The organism is Stutzerimonas stutzeri (assembly GCF_024448985.1).
GTDB lineage: Bacteria > Pseudomonadota > Gammaproteobacteria > Pseudomonadales > Pseudomonadaceae > Stutzerimonas > Stutzerimonas stutzeri_AP.
This window is the reverse complement of the sequence record NZ_JAMOII010000001.1, coordinates 334148-351712: the sequence shown is the minus strand read 5'-3', so window position 1 is coordinate 351712 and position 17565 is coordinate 334148. Positions and strand designations below refer to the sequence as shown.

The following is a 17565-nucleotide window of genomic DNA, read 5'->3' as shown; positions in this document are numbered from 1 at the left end:
ATCAGCCACGCCATCGGAGCGCATCTTGAAAACAGTAGACCCGACCGTGTTCATGCAGATAAACGACCGGCTCTGCCGGTTCTTCCTATCTTTCGATAACCGGGACTGGTTGGCGATGGTCGACTGCCTTGCGTCTCAAGTCGCGGTGGACTATTCATCCTCAGGCCGGGAACAGCCCACCACCATGAGCGGCCCAGACTTCGTCAGCCGCAGGCAAAGCGCGGTTGATCGGCTGGCCAAGCATCACAGTTTCTCCAATCTACTAATCACTGGCGGCGTGGATGAGCGCGTCGTCAGCGCGCGATGCAACTACCTAATCCTTCGCTTTGATCCTGCCGGCTCGGACGAGGACTTCTTTCACTCGTGCGGAAGCTATGAGTTCGGCTTCGAGGACATGGAGGGAGACTGGAGAATAACGAGCATCAAGCAGAACACGCTACGCAGCTGGGGCAATGCGAGCCTGCACGGTGGCTCGTCACCAAACAAAGCCTGAGCGGGCTATTCGGATAATAAAAAGCCCTGCAGGTGCAGGGCTTTTCTCCTTAGGCGCTGATGTTTCAAATCTCCGGGCAAGCCGGGAGGGACGTCCGGTTCTGAGTGCCATCGTTACGCGTGAACTTGCAGCCATAGGCGGGGTTCGCTACGACTCGTGGGTTGATCACATCGTCCCCAGCCGGTTTGATGCCCTGCTGTTCCCATTGCAGCATCGCCGCCATGGCTTCGACCTGTTCCTGATAGGTGAAGTCGCAGTGGCTGGGCGCACGAATGGCGCGTTGCACCAGCAGGTTGCCGTTGCCATTGGCTTCGGCGTTGCGGCGGTAGATTTGTTGGTGTTTGAACGGTACGTACAGGTCGCCCAGGGTGTGGATGCTGACCACCGGGACGTTGAACTGGCCGTTAACCACCGGGATCCAGCGCAGGCCATCCGGGCGGATGCTGTTGGCTGGGGGATGGCCGATCACGCGGATGATCGAGTCGTTGAATTCGCGTTCTTCGCGGGACATCGCCTTGTTCGTATCGAACTGATAACGGGTGGCGAGGTTGCCAGTTAGCGAGTCGGCGAGAATTCCGTCTACCGAGCCATCCCGGCCGCCGGTCCCCAGTACGACGCTTTGCAGGCTGGTGCGGAAGCCTTCGGCGAAGATGGGGCGCTCGCCGCCGCTGAGTTCGCGCACGATACCTTCGAGCTTGAGTCCTTGAGCCGATGGCTCGGTCGGGTAGGTATTCCAGAGGGCGCCGATGATCTGCGGTAACTTCGCCTGGAAGTCCGTCGCCGGGAACGTGGTCGGGCCCTGCCCCGCCAAATGCTGCGCAGCCAGGGTGAAGTGCATCAGGTATTCGAATTGATAGACATCGCCGGTCACGCCACACATGGGCACCGAGCCGTTATAGCGGACCCGATTGTTGGCCGTTGCATAGGTCTCGGCTTCAACCGCCGCCGCGGCCACATGGCCGCCCATGGAATGCCCGGTGATGTAGGTCTTGGTCGGCTGCGGCTTGCCGGTCAGGCTGCTGAAGGCCAGCGCCAGCGCGTTGGTGTCTTCAACGCCGGCGCGCACATCGTAGTAGTTCTTGCTGTAGCTGGATGCCGCCCAGGCGTAGCCCTGTTGCAGCAGCCATGGGCGAATCGGTGGTGGCCCGACGGTGAGTTCCGGTTCAGTGCCACGATAGCCATGGGCGTACATGACGAGCATGCCGTTCCAGTTCGGCGGAACTTCGATCTGGTAGGACGAGCCCTGGTAGACGCCGGTCCAGCGCTCGCTCGGTAGCCCCGGAAACGCCGCCAGCGGCGATACGATCGGAACAAAGGTGCGCGAATCCTGCTCACGTGATTCGCTGTGGGACACCGGTGGTTTGATGGGTTTCGACCGGGCCTGGACATCGGCGGCGATCCCGATCGTACCCACCAGCATCACGCCGGCAATGGCGCGTGCGCAGGCTGAAGCCAACTTGCTTGGAAGCATGGGAAGTCTCCTGAATTATTGTTTTTGTTCTATTGATGCGAGCTTTTGCCAGAACTGCCAAGCGAAGCACTACGCGCACTTCGACTAAACGTGGCAGAAAGCTTGGACCTGTCAAATGCAAGAAATGCCGAGGAGACGACCGGTGAGTCGTATTGGGAATATCTCGACTGCCGGCGCGCTTATAACGACAACGGGACCGGTATCAGGGTGAGATTCAAGCTGACATGCGCGAGCGAGTCGGCGGGCAATGATGACATTGCCCGCCGTGAGCGCCTTAGAAAGCCAGGCGCATGCCAACGGTCAGGTTGCGACCGGGTAGCAGTACGTCGTCCTTGATGAAGGACGTGTGTTGGCGCGCCTTTTCATCGAGCAGGTTGTTGGCCTTGAGGTAGAGCAGATAGTCGGTCTGCTGCAACGAGCCGCTGTAGCTGAGACCGGCGCCGAGCATGTTGTAGCCGCCGGTTTCGGTCTCGTAGTCGGCCAGCTCGTCCTGGCGTTGTACGCGATAAAACTCCAGCTGGCCGCTCAGGGCAGTGGTCAAGCGCTGGTCTACGCGCACCCCGAGACGATCTGCCGGGATGCGCGGCAGATCGCCGCCGCCGTCACGCAATTTGCCGCGTACGTGATCGCCAAACAGGGTCAGGGCGGTAGCATCGGTGGCCTGGAACCGCACCTCGCCTTCTGCGCCGGTCAGCACGGCATCATCCTGACGGTACTCGATCTCGCGATAGCCAGCGCCAATGTCGTTCCCGGTATCTGCGGCGTAGATGAAGTCATCTACCTCATTGCGGAACAGGCTGAAACTGAAGGTGGTGCGGCCTGCGAACTTGCGCAGCGTGATTTCGGCGTTGTGCGAGGTTTCCTCTTCGAGATCGACATTGCCCAACTCGACGGTGCGAGTCGCGGCGTGCGGGCCATTGGCGTAGAGCTCTTCGGCGCTGGGAAGACGTTGCGAGCGCGATAGCGAGAAGCCCAGCGAGTAGTCCGGTGCGAAGGTCCAGACCGCACCAGCTGAAACCGAGGTGCCGCTGTGGTCGGTGTTCCGTTGGCCATCGGCCTCGATGTCCTGCCATTCATGCCGCAACCCCAACTCGTAACGCCACGCCCCGGTGGTGTATTCCTCCAGCAGGAACAGCCCGTGGTTACGGGTCAGCGTCGGCGGCACGTAGGCCTCCTCTCCCAAGGCCTCGAAGTCGCGACGCAGCGTTTGTGCGCCGACCACGCCGCGCCAGCCGAACAGCGGCTGATGGGTCAGCTCCAGACGCGCGTCGGTGGCATCATTGTTGAAGCGCGTACCCACTTCCCCGCCTTCGATTTCCTCGTGCTGATAATTGCTATGGCCGATGCGCAAACGCGCCAGTTCGAAGCCCGGTAGCGGTTCATTCAGCTCGCCGCGCAGATCCCAGCGTTTCTGACGCATGTCGACGTAGGGCACGCTGCCGTGCTCATGGTCATGATCGTCGTGGTCGTGGTCGTGGTCGTGGTCGTGGTCGTCGCCATGATCGTCGTGACCATGGTCATCGTGGCCTACGCAATGCCAATCGCTGCCATGGGTATGACAATCGGCATGTTCATGGGCCAGCAAACCGTAGCGGTTGTTCTGCTCGCCATAGGCCATGCCGATGTAACCGCGCTCACCAATGAAGCTCGCGCCCAGGGTGAAGCTGTCGGTGTCGTTGTAGGAACCCGCCTGCTTATCCGGTGAGCCTGGAATCTCGTATTCGTCAGCCTGGCGCTTGGTGCCTTCGGCGCGTACGGCGAAGTTACCGCTGCCAGCGGTGATGCCAAACACGCCGGCGCCTTCGTTCGCCACGCTATTGGCGCGTAGCTCCAGCTCTCCCTCGTAGCCCTTTTCCGGGACGTAGGTGGGAATCTTTTTGTCGATCACATTGACCACACCGCCGATCGCGCCGCCGCCGTAGAGCAAGGTCGCCGGCCCCTTGAGCACTTCGATGCGCTCGGCCAGTAACGGCTCGCTGGTAACGGCGTGGTCGGGGCTGATGGTGGAGGCATCGAGCAACTCGATGCCATCGCTCAGGACTTTCACGCGCGCGCCGTCCAGGCCACGAATAACCGGGCGTGCCGCACCGGCACCGAAGCTGCTGGAACGTACGCCAGGCAGGCCTTCCAGGGTTTCGCCCAAGGTCGCCTCACGGCGCAGCACCAGTTCATCACCCTCCATGACCGCCGCCGGTGTCGTCATCTCATGGCTCTGCTTGGCCAGACCGCTGGCACTGACCACGACGGAATCAAGCTCGACCGGATCGGCCGCCCAGACCGCGGGAACGAAGGCCAGGCTGATCGCCCAGGCCAGTGGGTGATGTTTCGGTTTCATACGACTCTCCAGAATGTGGCGGTGCCTTCCAAGGCCGCCGGACAGTGGCAATGCAGGAACTAGCTTCCTGAGCGGGCGGAGAATCTATCATGTTATATCGTAACAATTAAGCATTTGTTCGAACGCTAATAACGGCGTGTGCTGCACGCTGACTGCGGTTGTGATCGGTCCGAAACGAAAAACCCCGGGAGCGAGCCCGGGGTTTTGTGTGCGTCGCCAGTTCAGGAGACGGGGTAACGCTCGTGGCGGGCTAGGCGCCCACGGCCTTGGTCAACCTGCACGGTATTCCGCGTCAGCCGTTTCGAAGCGCTGCTGAATGGAAGCAGCCGGCTCCTTGCCCATCAGGCTCACGACATAGATGGCAATGCTCGCAAGGATGAAACCAGGAATGATCTCGTACAGCCCCAGACCGATGAATTCCTTCCAGACGACCACGGTGATCGCCCCTACCAGCATGCCGACCAGCGCGCCGTTGCGAGTCATGCGCTTCCACAGCAACGAGATCAGCACGACCGGTCCAAAGGCAGCGCCGAAGCCAGCCCAGGCGTAGGAAACCAAGCCGAGGACTTTGCTCTCCGGGTTGGACGCGATACCGATGGCGATGAGCGCGATCAACAGCACCATGGCGCGACCGACCCAGACTAACTCGGTTTGCGACGCGCCTTTGCGCAGGAATGCCTTGTAGAAATCCTGTGTCAGGGCGCTGGAGCTAACCAGCAGCTGTGCACTGAGCGTGCTCATCACCGCCGCCAGCACGCCAGAAAGGATGATGCCCGCGACCCAGGGGTTGAACAGGATTTTCACCAGCTCAAGAAAGACTCGCTCACCGTTCTCGGTCACCGCACCCGCTAGCGCCGGGTTGTCCGCGAAGTAGGCAATCCCGAGGAAGCCTACCGCCACCGCGCCGACCAGGGTCAGAATCATCCAAGTCATGCCGATGCGGCGGGCGTTGGGGATGGTCTTCACCGAGTCGGCGGCCATGAAACGCACCAGAATATGCGGCTGGCCGAAGTAACCCAGCCCCCAGCCGAGCAGTGAGATGATCGCGATGAAGGACAGGCCCTTGAACATGTCGAAGTTCGATGGATCCTGCGCGGCAATGGTGTCCATGGCTGCGCCCACATCACCGAGGGCGAAGATGACGAACACCGGCGTAATCAGCAGCGCGAAGATCATCAGCGTCGCCTGCACGGTGTCGGTCCAGCTCACGGCGAGGAAGCCACCAATGAACACATAGAGAATCGTCGCCGCAGCGCCCACCCACAACGCCGTACCGTAGGACATGCCGAACGTCGACTCGAACAGGCGCGCGCCAGCGACCACACCCGAAGCGCAATAGATGGTGAAGAACACCAAAATCACCAGCGCGGAGAAAATCCGCAACAGTCGACTGGTGTCCTCGAAGCGGTGCGAGAAGTAATCCGGCAGCGTCAGCGCGTTGTGATTGTGCTCGGTATGCACGCGCAACCGGCCGGCAACGAAAAGCCAATTGAGCCAGGCACCGGCGATCAGGCCGATAGCGATCCAGCTCTCGGACAGACCAGCAACGAAAATCGCGCCGGGCAGGCCCAGCAGCAACCAACCGCTCATGTCCGAAGCGCCCGCCGACAGCGCTGTGACGAAGCTGCCGAGGCTACGGCCACCGAGGATGTAGTCGTCAAAATTCTTGGTTGCGCGATAGGCGATGAAGCCGATGAGGATCATCGCCAAGATATAGATCACGAAAGTGATCAGTGTTGGGGTGCTCACATTCATTGTTATTTCCTTGTGCTGCGGAGGTTGTCCCCCGTCTCCACTGACGAAGCGCAAGCGCTAGGCTGCGCGGCGCTGGTAAACGGATGGTCGACAGGCCGAAAGCATAGCGTTTCGGCGCCGTCCGCGCTTGTGACCAGGCGGTATCGACAATTACCGACCAGTCGGCTTCAAGCCGACTCTGGCAGGCCGATTTCATGCCGGTCAGCCCAACACGCGACCCGTCGTGCAAAACGGATCGCGCCCGGCACTGTCTCACTTGCAACAGCCGCGCTCGTGCTGCGGCTCCATCGAAAGCGTTTCGGAGGCTTGCCATGACAGTCACTCTCGATATCCCGACCGGCACCTGCTCTGCCGTCATTCAGGGCACCACCTACCGCAGCGCGATAATGGATGTGCGAGTCGGCACCGATCCCGCCGCGCGCATGTCGGTCGCGCATATCGACGGTGCCAGCACGCATGTCACCGAAGACCAGGCCGAACACCTGATAGCGGCAGGCGCCAAGGATGATCGCGAGAACCTTATCGCCGACGACTGAACGAGCCCAGCCGGCGTCCCGACAAAAAGAAACCCCGCTGCCGGTGAACGACAGCGGGGTTTGTCTTTTCAACGACCTTGAATCAGCGGCCGTGGTATTCGCTCGCTGCCTCTTCGAACCGCTTGATCATGCTGGGCGAAGCGCCCTGGCCAATCTTGCTGAAGACGACGACGGCGATGCTGGCGAGGATGAACCCTGGAATGATCTCGTACAGCCCCAGGCCGATAAATTCCTTCCACACCACCACGGTGACAGCACCAACGATCATGCCGGCCAGCGCGCCATTGCGGGTCATGTCTTTCCACAGCAGCGAAATCAGCACTACCGGACCGAACGCAGCGCCGAAGCCGGCCCAGGCATACGACACCAGCCCCAGCACCTTGCTGTCCGGGTTGGACGCGATGCCCAGCGCGATGAACGCGATCAGCAGCACCATCGCACGGCCAACCCAGACCAGCTCGGTCTGCGATGCGTCCTTGCGCAGCATGGCCTTGTAGAAGTCTTGCGTCAGGGCGCTGGAGCTCACCAGCAATTGCGCACTGAGGGTACTCATTACTGCCGCCAGTACGCCGGAAAGGATGATGCCGGCGACCCAGGGGTTGAATAGAATCTTCACCAGCTCCATGAACACGCGCTCGCCGTTCTCGCTGACGGGCCCGGCCAGTTCAGGATGCCCTGCAAAATAGGCGATCCCGAAGAAGCCCACCGCCACGGCTCCCGCCAGGGTCAGGATCATCCAGGCCATGCCGATACGGCGGGCATTGGGGATGGATTTCACCGAATCGGCTGCCATGAAGCGCACCAGGATATGCGGCTGACCGAAGTAGCCCAGGCCCCAGGCCAACAGAGAAATGATCGCAACGAAGGACAGGCCGCTAAACATATCGAAGGCAGCCGGGTTCTGGGTGGCGATGGTATCCATCGCGGCGCCCATGTCGCCCAGCGCCAGCACCACGAACACGGGTGTGATCAGCAGGGCGAAGATCATCAACGTGGCCTGCACGGTGTCGGTCCAGCTCACCGCCAGGAAGCCGCCAATAAACACATAAAGGATGGTCGCAGCGGCACCGACCCACAGCGCGACGTCGTAGGAGATACCGAAACTGCTCTCGAACAAACGCGCGCCAGCGACCACACCCGAAGCGCAGTAAATGGTGAAGAACACCAGAACCACCAGCGCCGAGAAAATGCGCAGCATGCGGCTGTCATCCTCGAAACGGTGCGAGAAATAATCCGGCAGCGTCAGAGCGTTGTTGTTGCGCTCGGTGTGCACGCGCAGGCGTCCGGCCACGAACAGCCAGTTCAGCCAGGCCCCGGCGATCAGGCCGATTGCGATCCAGCTTTCTGAAAGGCCAGCGACGAAAATCGCGCCTGGCAGGCCCATCAGCAGCCAACCGCTCATGTCCGAAGCGCCAGCCGACAGGGCCGTGACGAAACTGCCGAGACTGCGGCCGCCGAGGATGTAGTCGTCAAAGTTCTTGGTAGCGCGATAGGCGACGAAGCCAATCAACAGCATCGCGCCGATATAGATCACGAACGTGACTAGGGTGGGTGTACTGATGCTCATCTTGTTCCCTCGTTAGTTATTGTTGATGGGCGCGAGGGTATTCCCGATCCCATCTGGCAGAGGGCGATGGCGGTTCGCGCCATCACCGGCGACGGCCCCAATCGGGTCCATCAGTGGCGGAAGAGCGATCCGCCAACTGTTCTGTTGTTGTGATTCGGTCACCTAGGCGACGGCTTGAAGCAAAAGGCTTCGCCCCGAGGCGGGCCTCGCACGAAAGCGGCAAGGTGCGCATCTGTGAGAGGCGCGCCCTCGCGACAAATGCAGGCACCAGGCCTGCCGTAGCACTCCCAAACTTTTAGTCGTCGCCGAGCGACAGCAGTGACGCGTTACCGCCTACGGCAGTGGTGTTGGTTGATGTGGTGCGCTCGTTGACGAAGCGCAGCAAGTAGCTCGGACCGCCCGCCTTCGGACCGGTGCCGGACAAGCCGCAGCCACCGAACGGCTGCACGCCGACCACCGCGCCGACCTGGTTGCGGTTGACGTAGAGGTTGCCGATCCGCGCCAAGGCCTCGATGCGCGCCGCGGTTTCTTCATTGCGACTGTGTATGCCGAGGGTCAGGCCGTAACCGGTGGCATTGATGTCGGCAACGACCTTTTCCAGATCGGCCGCATCGAAACGCACCACGTGCAGCACCGGACCGAAGTGTTCCTTCTTCAACTCGTGGATCCCGCCAATCTCGAACGCAACCGGCGCGACGAAATGGCCGTTGTGGCTGCCCGGCAGCTTGGCTTCGGCGATCAGCTTGCCTTCGGCCTTGAGCTGCTGAATATGCGCCAGCAGGCCATCACGGGCCTCGGCATCGATTACCGGGCCGAGGTCGGTTTCGCGCAGATGCGTCGGACCGACTTTCAGCTCGGCCATGGCGCCCTTGAGCAGTTCGATGACACGGTCGGCAATATCGCGCTGCACATAAAGCACGCGCAGTGCCGAGCAACGCTGGCCGGCGCTGGTGAAGGCCGAACCCACGGCATCCTTGACCACTTGCTCGGGCAGCGCAGTGGAATCGACGATCATCGCGTTCTGGCCGCCGGTTTCAGCGATCAGCGTGGCGATGGCGCCCTCCTTCTCCGCCAACTGACGGTTGATGACCCGCGCCGTGTCGGTAGACCCGGTGAAACACACGCCGACCACACGCGGATCACGACAGAACACGCCGCCGAGGGTGGCACCGTCGCCCGGCAGGAAGGCGATGGCCTCTTTCGGCAGGCCGGCTTCGAACATCAGATCGAGGGCGCGGGCGGCGATCAGGCTGGTCTGCTCGGCCGGCTTGGCCAGCACGGTGTTGCCGGCGACCAGCGCGGCGGTGATCTGCCCGAGGTAGATGGCCAGCGGGAAGTTCCAGGGGCTGATGCAAACGAACACGCCACGGCCTTCATGGAACAGCTCGTTGCGCTCGCCGGTCGGGCCCTTGAGCTCTTCGCGGCCCAGCTTCAGACGCGCCTGCTGCGCGTAATAGCGGCAGAAGTCGACGGCTTCGCGCACCTCGTCGATGCCGTCCTGCAGGGTTTTGCCGGCTTCCAGTGTGCACATGGCCATCAGCTCGGCGCGGTTGGCTTCCAAGAGATCACCAAGGCGCTCGAGAATCTGCGCGCGCTGCTCGACCGGCGTGGCATTCCAGCGCGGCCAGAAGGCAGCCAAGCCGTCGATGGCCTGTTTGGCCTGCTCGGCCGTGGCGAACTGCGCGGTACCGACTTCCTTACCCAAGTCATACGGGCAATACACCTTGCTCGGCGTGCCGGTGAGCGTCTGCCCGCCAATGACCGGCGCCGCTTGCCATTGGCGATCAAGGAAGCCCTGATAGGCGCTGGACAGCTCGTTCCACTGGGTCTGAATGTTCATGTTGATGCCTTGCGAGTTGGTCCGGTTGCCGTACAGCGCCAGCGGCAGCGGAATGCGATGGTTGCCGAAGGTCTTGAACTGACGCAGCTGGGTTACCGGATGACCGATCAGGGTTTCCACCGGCACGCGCGGGTCGACCAGCTGGTGGACAAACGAGGAGTTGGCGCCGTTTTCCAACAGACGCCGCACCAGATACGGCAGCAGATCCTTGTGGGCACCGACCGGCGCGTAGATGCGCACATTCTTGCGGTACTTCTCGATGATCGTGTCGTAGAGCGCGTCGCCCATGCCATGCAGGCGCTGGAATTCGAACTCGCGCGGCGTCTTCAGCTCTCCAGCCATCGACAGGATGCAGCTAACGGTATGCGCGTTGTGGCTGGCGAACTGCGGATAAATCACGTCACGGGTGTGCTCGGACAAGAGGTAACGCGCGCAGGCCAGGTAGGAGGTGTCGGTACCCTCCTTGCGGGTGTAGACCGGATAGCCATCCAGCCCCTGGACCTGGCACTGCTTGATCTCGCTATCCCAGTAAGCGCCCTTGACCAGACGCAGCGGAATGCGCGCACCGAGCTCCTTGCCTAGCAAGGTCAGCCAGACCAGCACCGGCAGGCAGCGCTTGGAATAGGCCTGGATCACCAGACCGAACTCACCCCAGCCAGCAATCGCCGGGTCACGCATCAGCTTTTCGTAGAGTTCCAGCGACAGCTCGAGGCGATCGGCCTCTTCGGCGTCAATGGTGATACCAACATCGAGCTTGCGCGCCAGGATGGCCAGCTCTCGTACGCTTTCGAACAATTCGGTTAGCACGCGCTCGCGCTGAGCCACTTCGTAACGCGGATGCAGCGCCGACAGCTTGATCGATACCGACGGACGCGGACCAGAACCCACCTGCGGCTCGGCACCGACGGTTTTGACGGCCTGACGGTAGTCAGCCATGTACTTGGCAGCATCCTCGGCGGTCAGTGCCGCTTCGCCGAGCATGTCGAAAGAATAGGTGTAGCCCTTTTCACGCTCCGGGCGGCCGTTCTTCAGCGCTTCGGAGATGGTGCGACCCAGGACGAATTGCTTGCCCATCAGCTTCATCGCCTGGTTCATCGCGGCGCGAATTACCGGCTCGCCGGAGCGTTTGATGAGGCGGCCAATGACATTCTTAGGACGGCCATCTGTGTTGGCCGGGTCGACGACTTTGCCTGTCATCACCAGGCCCCAGGCGGCGAAGTTAACCAGCACGTTGTCGCTCTGGCCCAAGTGGCGTTCCCACTCGGCGGCGTTGAGCTTGTCGCGGATCAGCGCGTCGGCGGTGGCCGAATCCGGCACACGCAGCAGCGCCTCGGCCAGGCACATCAGCATCAGCCCTTCGTGGGTATCCAGGCTGTACTGACGCAGCAGCGCGTCTAGGGTGTCGACGGCATTGTCGCGACCACGCACCGCCTCGATCAGGCTGCGCGCCTCACGGCGGATGGCTTCGATGCCCTCATCGCCGGGGTCGGCCAGCTGCAGTAGCTCATTCAGGTAGGCCGCCTCGTCAACGCTGTAATTGGCGCTGATGGCGGGGAAGAATTCGGCGGCTTTCAGATTGGCGAAATCGCCCTGCAAGGCTTGACCGGCTTTGAACATCGCGCCGCTCCTCTCGTGGAGTGTTATTCGAATCAGCTTAGCGGACGCGCACGCCAGTGATTACACGGCAGCGGACGCCAAACGGTAGGGGAATCTACGGCGAGAGGGTTTTGTGTTGTTGCGCGAAGCTACTGAACTTTTGCAGAAAACTACGGGATTTCCAGACTGCACCGCTCGTCTCAGCGTTCGCCAGAAAAACTTCAGCCTTCGCTGCTGCGCAGGCGCTTTGGCGTAAGTCCGAGATAGCGCCGGGTCGCGGTGGTCAGCGCACTCTGGCTGGAAAAACCGCACTCCTCGGCGATTCGTACCAACGGCAGCGGGCTTTCGCGCAGCAGCCGAGCGGCGCGGTCCAGGCGGCTTTTCAGCAAGTATTGATGCGGCGTGAGACCTACGCTGTCCTTGAACTGCGCATGGAAGTGGCTGGGGCTCAGGCAGGCGACCTGGGCCAGTTCGGCGACGGTAATGCGGCGCGCCAGGTTGGTTTCGATATGGGCATCCAGGCGGGCGATGTCCATCGCGCCGGTCGGTCGACGCGTCGATTCGCCGAACACTCGCAGGTGCAATGCCCGCAGCAGCACGCCACCCAGCGCACGCGCCAGTAATGGATCGCTGCCGTAGCGGGCCAGCTCGGCACCAGCGTAATTGAGCAGGTTCTGGAAGTCGGCATCCAGCGCCGGATAACGCGGGGTCTCGAACAACTGGGCCAGCAGCCGAGGATCATCGGCGCTCAAGTCCTGCTCGTCGAGATCGATGATCAGCATGCGGTTATCGCCCTTGCCGGCGAACTCATGCTCGGCATCGCCCGGCACGAGGCAGGCGCGCATACGGCAGACTTCCCCGCCCGAACCATTCACTTCGAATTCCGCACTGCCGGACAGCGACAGCACCAATTGGTGGTAATCGTGCGCGTGTTCGTGGGCCTGATCATCGAGGCGAAGCAGACGTGCGTTGAGCATGGCGGGGTACCTGGCGTGTCGCCGCACTCTACCGGAGCCGACCGGTTTTTTACAGTTGCCGGGGATGCATGGCCAATTGGATTGAAATCATTTGCCGCAGACCCATCTAAAGAGCACTTACTCGCAACAGGTGCCGCATGAACGACGACATCAATCACGAATTCGAGCAGGACGATTCATCCACTGAACTGGTACTGCCGGATCAGAACCTGCCGGACAAGCTGTACATCATTCCGGTGCATAACCGGCCTTTCTTTCCTGCTCAAGTCTTGCCGGTCATCGTCAACGAAGACCCTTGGGCCGACACGCTGGAGCTGGTTGGCAAGACGCCGCACCAGGGCCTGGCCCTCTTTTATATGGACACGCCGGTGCAGGACGCCGCCAGTTTCGACCCGGACAGCCTGCCCGAGCACGGCACCATGGTCCGCGTGCACCACGCATCGAAGGAAGGCGGCAAGCTGCAATTCGTCGCTCAAGGCATGGCACGGGTGCGAATTCGCGGCTGGTTACGGCGCAAACCTCCGTACCTGGTCGAGGTGGATTACCCGCAGAGCGACGAGGATCCACGCGATGAGGTGAAGGCCTACGGGATGGCGCTGATCAATGCGATCAAAGAATTGCTGCCGCTCAACCCGCTGTACAGCGAAGAGTTGAAGAACTATCTCAATCGGTTCAGCCCGAACGCACCGTCGCCCCTAACCGACTTCGCCGCTGCGCTGACTACGGCACCCGGCCTGGAATTGCAGGAAGTGCTCGACACCGTGCCCGTGCTCAAGCGCATGGAAAAGGTGTTGCCACTGCTGCGCAAGGAGGTCGAGGTCGCCAAGCTGCAGAAGGAACTGACCGGCGAGGTCAATCGCAAGATCGGCGAGCGTCAGCGCGAGTTCTTCCTCAAAGAACAGCTGAAGATCATTCAGCAGGAGCTGGGCATCACCAAAGACGATCGCAGCGCCGACGCCGACGAATTCCGCTCACGACTCGAAGGCAAGGTACTGCCGCCCGCCGCCCAGAAGCGCATCGACGATGAACTGACGAAGCTGTCCGTTCTGGAAACCGGCTCGCCGGAATACGCGGTGACGCGCAATTATCTGGACTGGGCAACCTCGATGCCCTGGGGCCTGTACAGCGAGGACAAGCTCGACCTCGAACGCGCACGGAAGATACTCAACGATCACCACGCCGGCCTGGACGACATCAAGAGCCGCATCATCGAGTTTCTCGCCGTCGGGGCGTTCCGCGGCGAGATCGCCGGGTCCATCGTGCTGCTGGTCGGCCCGCCAGGCGTGGGCAAGACCAGCATCGGCAAGTCCATCGCCGAATCGCTGGGGCGGCCCTTCTATCGTTTCAGCGTCGGCGGCATGCGCGACGAAGCGGAAATCAAAGGCCATCGCCGGACCTATATCGGCGCCCTGCCCGGCAAGCTGGTGCAGGCGCTGAAGGAAGTCGAGGTGATGAACCCGGTCATCATGCTCGATGAGGTCGACAAGCTGGGCAACAGCCATCAGGGCGATCCGGCCTCGGCACTGCTGGAAACCCTCGACCCCGAGCAGAACGTTGGTTTCCTCGACCATTACCTGGATCTGCGCCTCGACCTGTCCAAGGTGCTGTTCGTCTGTACCGCCAACAGCCTCTATTCAATTCCCGGACCGCTGCTCGATCGCATGGAGATCATCCGGCTGTCCGGCTACATCACCGAAGAAAAGCTCGCCATCGCCAAGCGCCATCTCTGGCCGCGGCAGCTGGAGCGCGCTGGCGTCCCGAAGAATCGCCTGTCCATCAGCGACAGCGCATTGCGCCATTTGATCGAGGGGTACGCGCGGGAAGCAGGAGTGCGCCAACTCGACAAGCAGCTTGGCAAGATGGTGCGAAAGGCGGTGGTCAAGCTGCTCGACGAGCCAGACAGCAAGATCAAGATCGGCCCGAAAAACGTCGAGAGCTATCTGGGCATGCCGTTCTGGCATCCCGAACAATTGCTTACCGGTGTCGGCGTGGTCACGGGGCTGGCCTGGAACAGCATGGGCGGCGCCACCCTGCCGATCGAGGCGACACGCATCCATACGCTGAACCGAGGCTTCAAACTCACCGGCAAACTCGGCGACGTGATGAAGGAGTCGGCCGAGATCGCCTTCAGCTATGTGAACGCGCACTTGAAGGAATTCAAAGGCGATCCGAAGTTCTTCGATCAGGCGTTCGTGCACATGCACGTGCCGGAAGGCGCGACGCCGAAGGACGGCCCGAGCGCCGGCATCAGCATGGCCAGCGCGTTGCTGTCGCTGGCACGCAACCAGGCGCCGAAGAAAGGCGTGGCGATGACCGGCGAACTGACCCTGACCGGCCTGGTGCTGCCCATCGGTGGCTTGCGTGAGAAGGTAATCGCCGCGCGGCGCTTGAAACTCTACGAGCTGATCATCCCCGAGCTGAACCGCGGGGATTTCGAGGAGCTACCGGACTATCTGAAGGAAGGCCTGACGATGCATTTCGCCAAGCGCTTCAGTGATGTGGTCAAGGTGCTGTTCTGATGATCCAGTGCAGTGTCGGACCCCTTCGATCCAGGTTCCGATATCCGCGACCGTGACAAGCAGTTTGCTGGCGATCCGTGCCCAGGCATTGCCAGCAACTTGCTTCTCGATAAAAGCACAGCCTTTACGATTGGCCCTAGGCACCTTATGGTTTGCGGCAAGCCCGCCTGCATAGAGCCTTACTCGCCCATGTCTACACTGCCCCGCCTGCTGTCATTCGCCTCCGTGCTGCTGCTTGCCGGCTGCGCCAGTAAGCCCTCCGGCAGTGTCGCGCTGAATGACGACGCGGCTTGCCCGTTGTCATTGCAATCTGGCCAGACCCTGATCCTCAGCCTGCCCAGCAACCCGGCCACTGGTTATCGCTGGCATCTTCGTGAAGTTTCGTCCGAGCAGTTGAAGAGTCTCGGCCCCGAGGTGTTCAGCTCGGCGAAAAACGATCTGATCGGCGGCGATGGTATCTCCACGTGGCGTTTTCAGGCCGAACAGGCCGGCGCAGGTCGGCTGTACCTGACCTATCAGCGCCCATGGGAAACCGAGGACGAGCCCGCCGGCCTGTTCGACTGCCGTATCGAAGTGCAGTAACCGCGACTGCCATATCCGTGCCGATCGTCCAGTCAGCAACGGCGACACGAGCGGCTTTCCGCTACAATGCCGCCCCTGTTTTTCAGCCTGCCCAGACACCGCCGTGATCCACGACCCAGACCGCCTGTTCGCCAAGCCCCTCGCCCAACCCCAGGACTTCGCGTTCAACGAAGACGTGGTGCGCGTGTTCCCCGACATGATCAAGCGCTCGGTGCCGGGCTACCCGACCATCGTCGAAAACATCGGCGTGCTGGCGGCGCAATTCGCCCAGCCAAATACCTGTCTCTACGATCTCGGCTGTTCCCTGGGCGCAGTAAGCCAGGCGCTGCGCCGGCACGTGAAAACCGACAATTGCCAAGTGATTGCCGTCGACAACTCATCGGCGATGGTCGAGCGCTGCCGCGAATATCTGCATGCTCAGGATTCGATGTTTCAGGAATTGCTGCCGGTCGACGTGATCGAGGCGGATGTGCTGGCACTGCAGTACCAACCGGCCTCGCTGGTGGCGCTCAACTTCACCCTGCAATTCATCCCACGTGAACAGCGGCCGGCTTTGCTCGGCGCCATCCGCCAGGCGCTGGTACCCGGCGGTGCGCTGATTCTCTCGGAAAAGCTGCGTTTCGAAGACGAGCAGGAACAAGAGCTGCTAACCGACCTGCACATCGCCTTCAAGCGCGCCAATGGCTACAGCGAACTGGAAATTGCCCAGAAACGCAGCGCCATCGAAAACGTGATGAAGCCCGACAGTCTGGAAACCCACCGCCAGCGCTTGCTGGACGCCGGTTTTTCCAAGGTGGTGCCCTGGTTCCAGTGTCTGAATTTCGCCTCATTGATCGCCCTGCCATGAACCTCGATCTGACTCCTCTCGCCTGGCGCCTGGCCGGCACCCCGCTGGCCGCATGGGCCAATGGCCTGCAACAGCAACTCGACGCCAAGCTCGCCATCGGCCACGGCGATCTGCCGCGCTGGCGTCGTGCCGTCGATGCGCTGCCTGACATCCAACCCAGCGCTGTCGAACTGCGCGAGGCCTTCCGTCTGGAGGCCGATTGCGACGAAGCCACACGCGCCGTTACCCATGAGGCGCTGTTCGGTCTGTCGCCGTGGCGCAAAGGACCGTTCGATGTGTTCGGCGTACACGTCGACACCGAGTGGCGATCCGATTGGAAGTGGGATCGCGTGTCGCCGCATCTCGATCTCGCCGACAAGCGCATCCTCGATGTCGGCTGCGGCAACGGTTACTACATGTGGCGCATGCTCGGGGCCGGCGCCGACTCGGTAGTGGGTATCGACCCGAATTGGCTGTTCTTCTGCCAGTTCCACGCCATGAAGCGCTACCTCGATGAGCTACCGGTCTGGCACTTGCCGATGGCCCTGGAAGAGCTGCCGGCCAAGCTCGAAGGCTTCGATACCGTGTTCTCCATGGGCGTGCTCTACCACCGGCGCTCCCCTATCGATCACCTGCTGGACCTCAAGGACTGCCTGCTCAAGGGTGGCGAGCTGGTGCTGGAAACCCTGGTGGTCGAAGGCGACGAACACACCGCGCTGGTCCCCGAGGACCGCTACGCTCAGATGCGCAACGTCTGGTTCCTGCCCTCGGTGGCGGCGCTGGAATGCTGGCTGCGCCGCGCCGGGTTCACCGATGTGCGTTGCGTGGACGTCAGCATCACCAGCGTCCAGGAGCAGCGCAGTACCGACTGGATGCGCTATCAGTCGCTGCCGGAATTCCTCGACCCTCAGGATCACAGCAAAACCATCGAAGGACTGCCGGCACCGATGCGTGCCGTGCTAATCGCACGCAAGCCATAGGCTTACGAGTTCGCGTCCCGGCACCCGCGTCGGCAACGCTGCTCCGCCACTATCTGCCTTAAAGGCATGCGCTCCCTCTCGACGAGCC

General features: G+C 61.7%; 12 protein-coding genes. 6 read left to right on the top strand and 6 right to left on the bottom strand.

Annotated features, from left to right (window positions below; translation table 11 throughout):
* Positions 1–25 precede the first annotated feature (25 nt).
* Positions 26–493 (top strand): nuclear transport factor 2 family protein, encoded by a 468-nt coding sequence (locus NA647_RS01680; protein WP_256056119.1) that lies wholly within the window; start codon positions 26–28, stop codon positions 491–493.
* Between the two features lie 64 nt (positions 494–557).
* Here NA647_RS01680 and NA647_RS01675 read toward each other — a convergent pair whose 3' ends face one another.
* The 3 genes from NA647_RS01675 to putP (NA647_RS01665) form a co-directional block, all read right to left on the bottom strand.
* The gene (locus NA647_RS01675) at positions 558–1964 is read right to left on the bottom strand and encodes an alpha/beta hydrolase (RefSeq protein ID WP_256056118.1); all 1407 of its coding nucleotides are present in this window, start codon (positions 1962–1964) and stop codon (positions 558–560) included.
* 274 nt (positions 1965–2238) lie between these two features.
* Entirely contained in the window at positions 2239–4299 is a 2061-nt protein-coding gene (locus NA647_RS01670) for a TonB-dependent receptor (RefSeq protein WP_256056117.1), read from the bottom strand.
* Between the two features lie 270 nt (positions 4300–4569).
* Complete coding sequence (gene putP, locus NA647_RS01665) at positions 4570–6054, bottom strand: sodium/proline symporter PutP (RefSeq protein ID WP_256056116.1); 1485 nt, start codon at positions 6052–6054, stop codon at positions 4570–4572.
* Positions 6055–6365: 311 nt separating this feature from the next.
* Here putP (NA647_RS01665) and NA647_RS01660 point away from each other — a divergent pair, with 311 nt between their 5' ends.
* Positions 6366–6590: a DUF3203 family protein gene (locus tag NA647_RS01660; protein ID WP_256047258.1), complete on the top strand. Its 225-nt coding sequence runs from the start codon at positions 6366–6368 to the stop codon at positions 6588–6590.
* 82 nt (positions 6591–6672) lie between these two features.
* On the opposite strand, the gene putP (NA647_RS01655) is transcribed toward NA647_RS01660, so the two are convergent.
* The 3 genes from putP (NA647_RS01655) to NA647_RS01645 form a co-directional block, all read right to left on the bottom strand.
* Positions 6673–8157: a sodium/proline symporter PutP gene (putP, locus tag NA647_RS01655; RefSeq protein ID WP_256056115.1), complete on the bottom strand. Its 1485-nt coding sequence runs from the start codon at positions 8155–8157 to the stop codon at positions 6673–6675.
* A 295-nt stretch (positions 8158–8452) separates the two neighbouring features.
* Complete coding sequence (gene putA, locus NA647_RS01650; RefSeq protein WP_256056114.1) at positions 8453–11614, bottom strand: bifunctional proline dehydrogenase/L-glutamate gamma-semialdehyde dehydrogenase PutA; 3162 nt, start codon at positions 11612–11614, stop codon at positions 8453–8455.
* Between the two features lie 200 nt (positions 11615–11814).
* Positions 11815–12570 (bottom strand): helix-turn-helix domain-containing protein, encoded by a 756-nt coding sequence (locus NA647_RS01645; RefSeq protein WP_256056113.1) that lies wholly within the window; start codon positions 12568–12570, stop codon positions 11815–11817.
* Between the two features lie 137 nt (positions 12571–12707).
* Here NA647_RS01645 and lon point away from each other — a divergent pair, with 137 nt between their 5' ends.
* From lon to cmoB, 4 genes are all read left to right on the top strand, one after another.
* The gene (gene lon, locus NA647_RS01640; RefSeq protein ID WP_256056112.1) at positions 12708–15089 is read left to right on the top strand and encodes an endopeptidase La; all 2382 of its coding nucleotides are present in this window, start codon (positions 12708–12710) and stop codon (positions 15087–15089) included.
* A 189-nt stretch (positions 15090–15278) separates the two neighbouring features.
* Complete coding sequence (locus NA647_RS01635) at positions 15279–15671, top strand: protease inhibitor I42 family protein (protein WP_256056111.1); 393 nt, start codon at positions 15279–15281, stop codon at positions 15669–15671.
* A gap of 103 nt (positions 15672–15774) precedes the next feature.
* Positions 15775–16518 (top strand): carboxy-S-adenosyl-L-methionine synthase CmoA, encoded by a 744-nt coding sequence (gene cmoA, locus NA647_RS01630; protein WP_336604942.1) that lies wholly within the window; start codon positions 15775–15777, stop codon positions 16516–16518.
* Positions 16515–17477 (top strand): tRNA 5-methoxyuridine(34)/uridine 5-oxyacetic acid(34) synthase CmoB, encoded by a 963-nt coding sequence (cmoB, locus tag NA647_RS01625; protein WP_256056110.1) that lies wholly within the window; start codon positions 16515–16517, stop codon positions 17475–17477. The genes cmoA and cmoB overlap by 4 nt, the downstream gene beginning before the upstream one ends.
* Positions 17478–17565 lie beyond the last annotated feature (88 nt).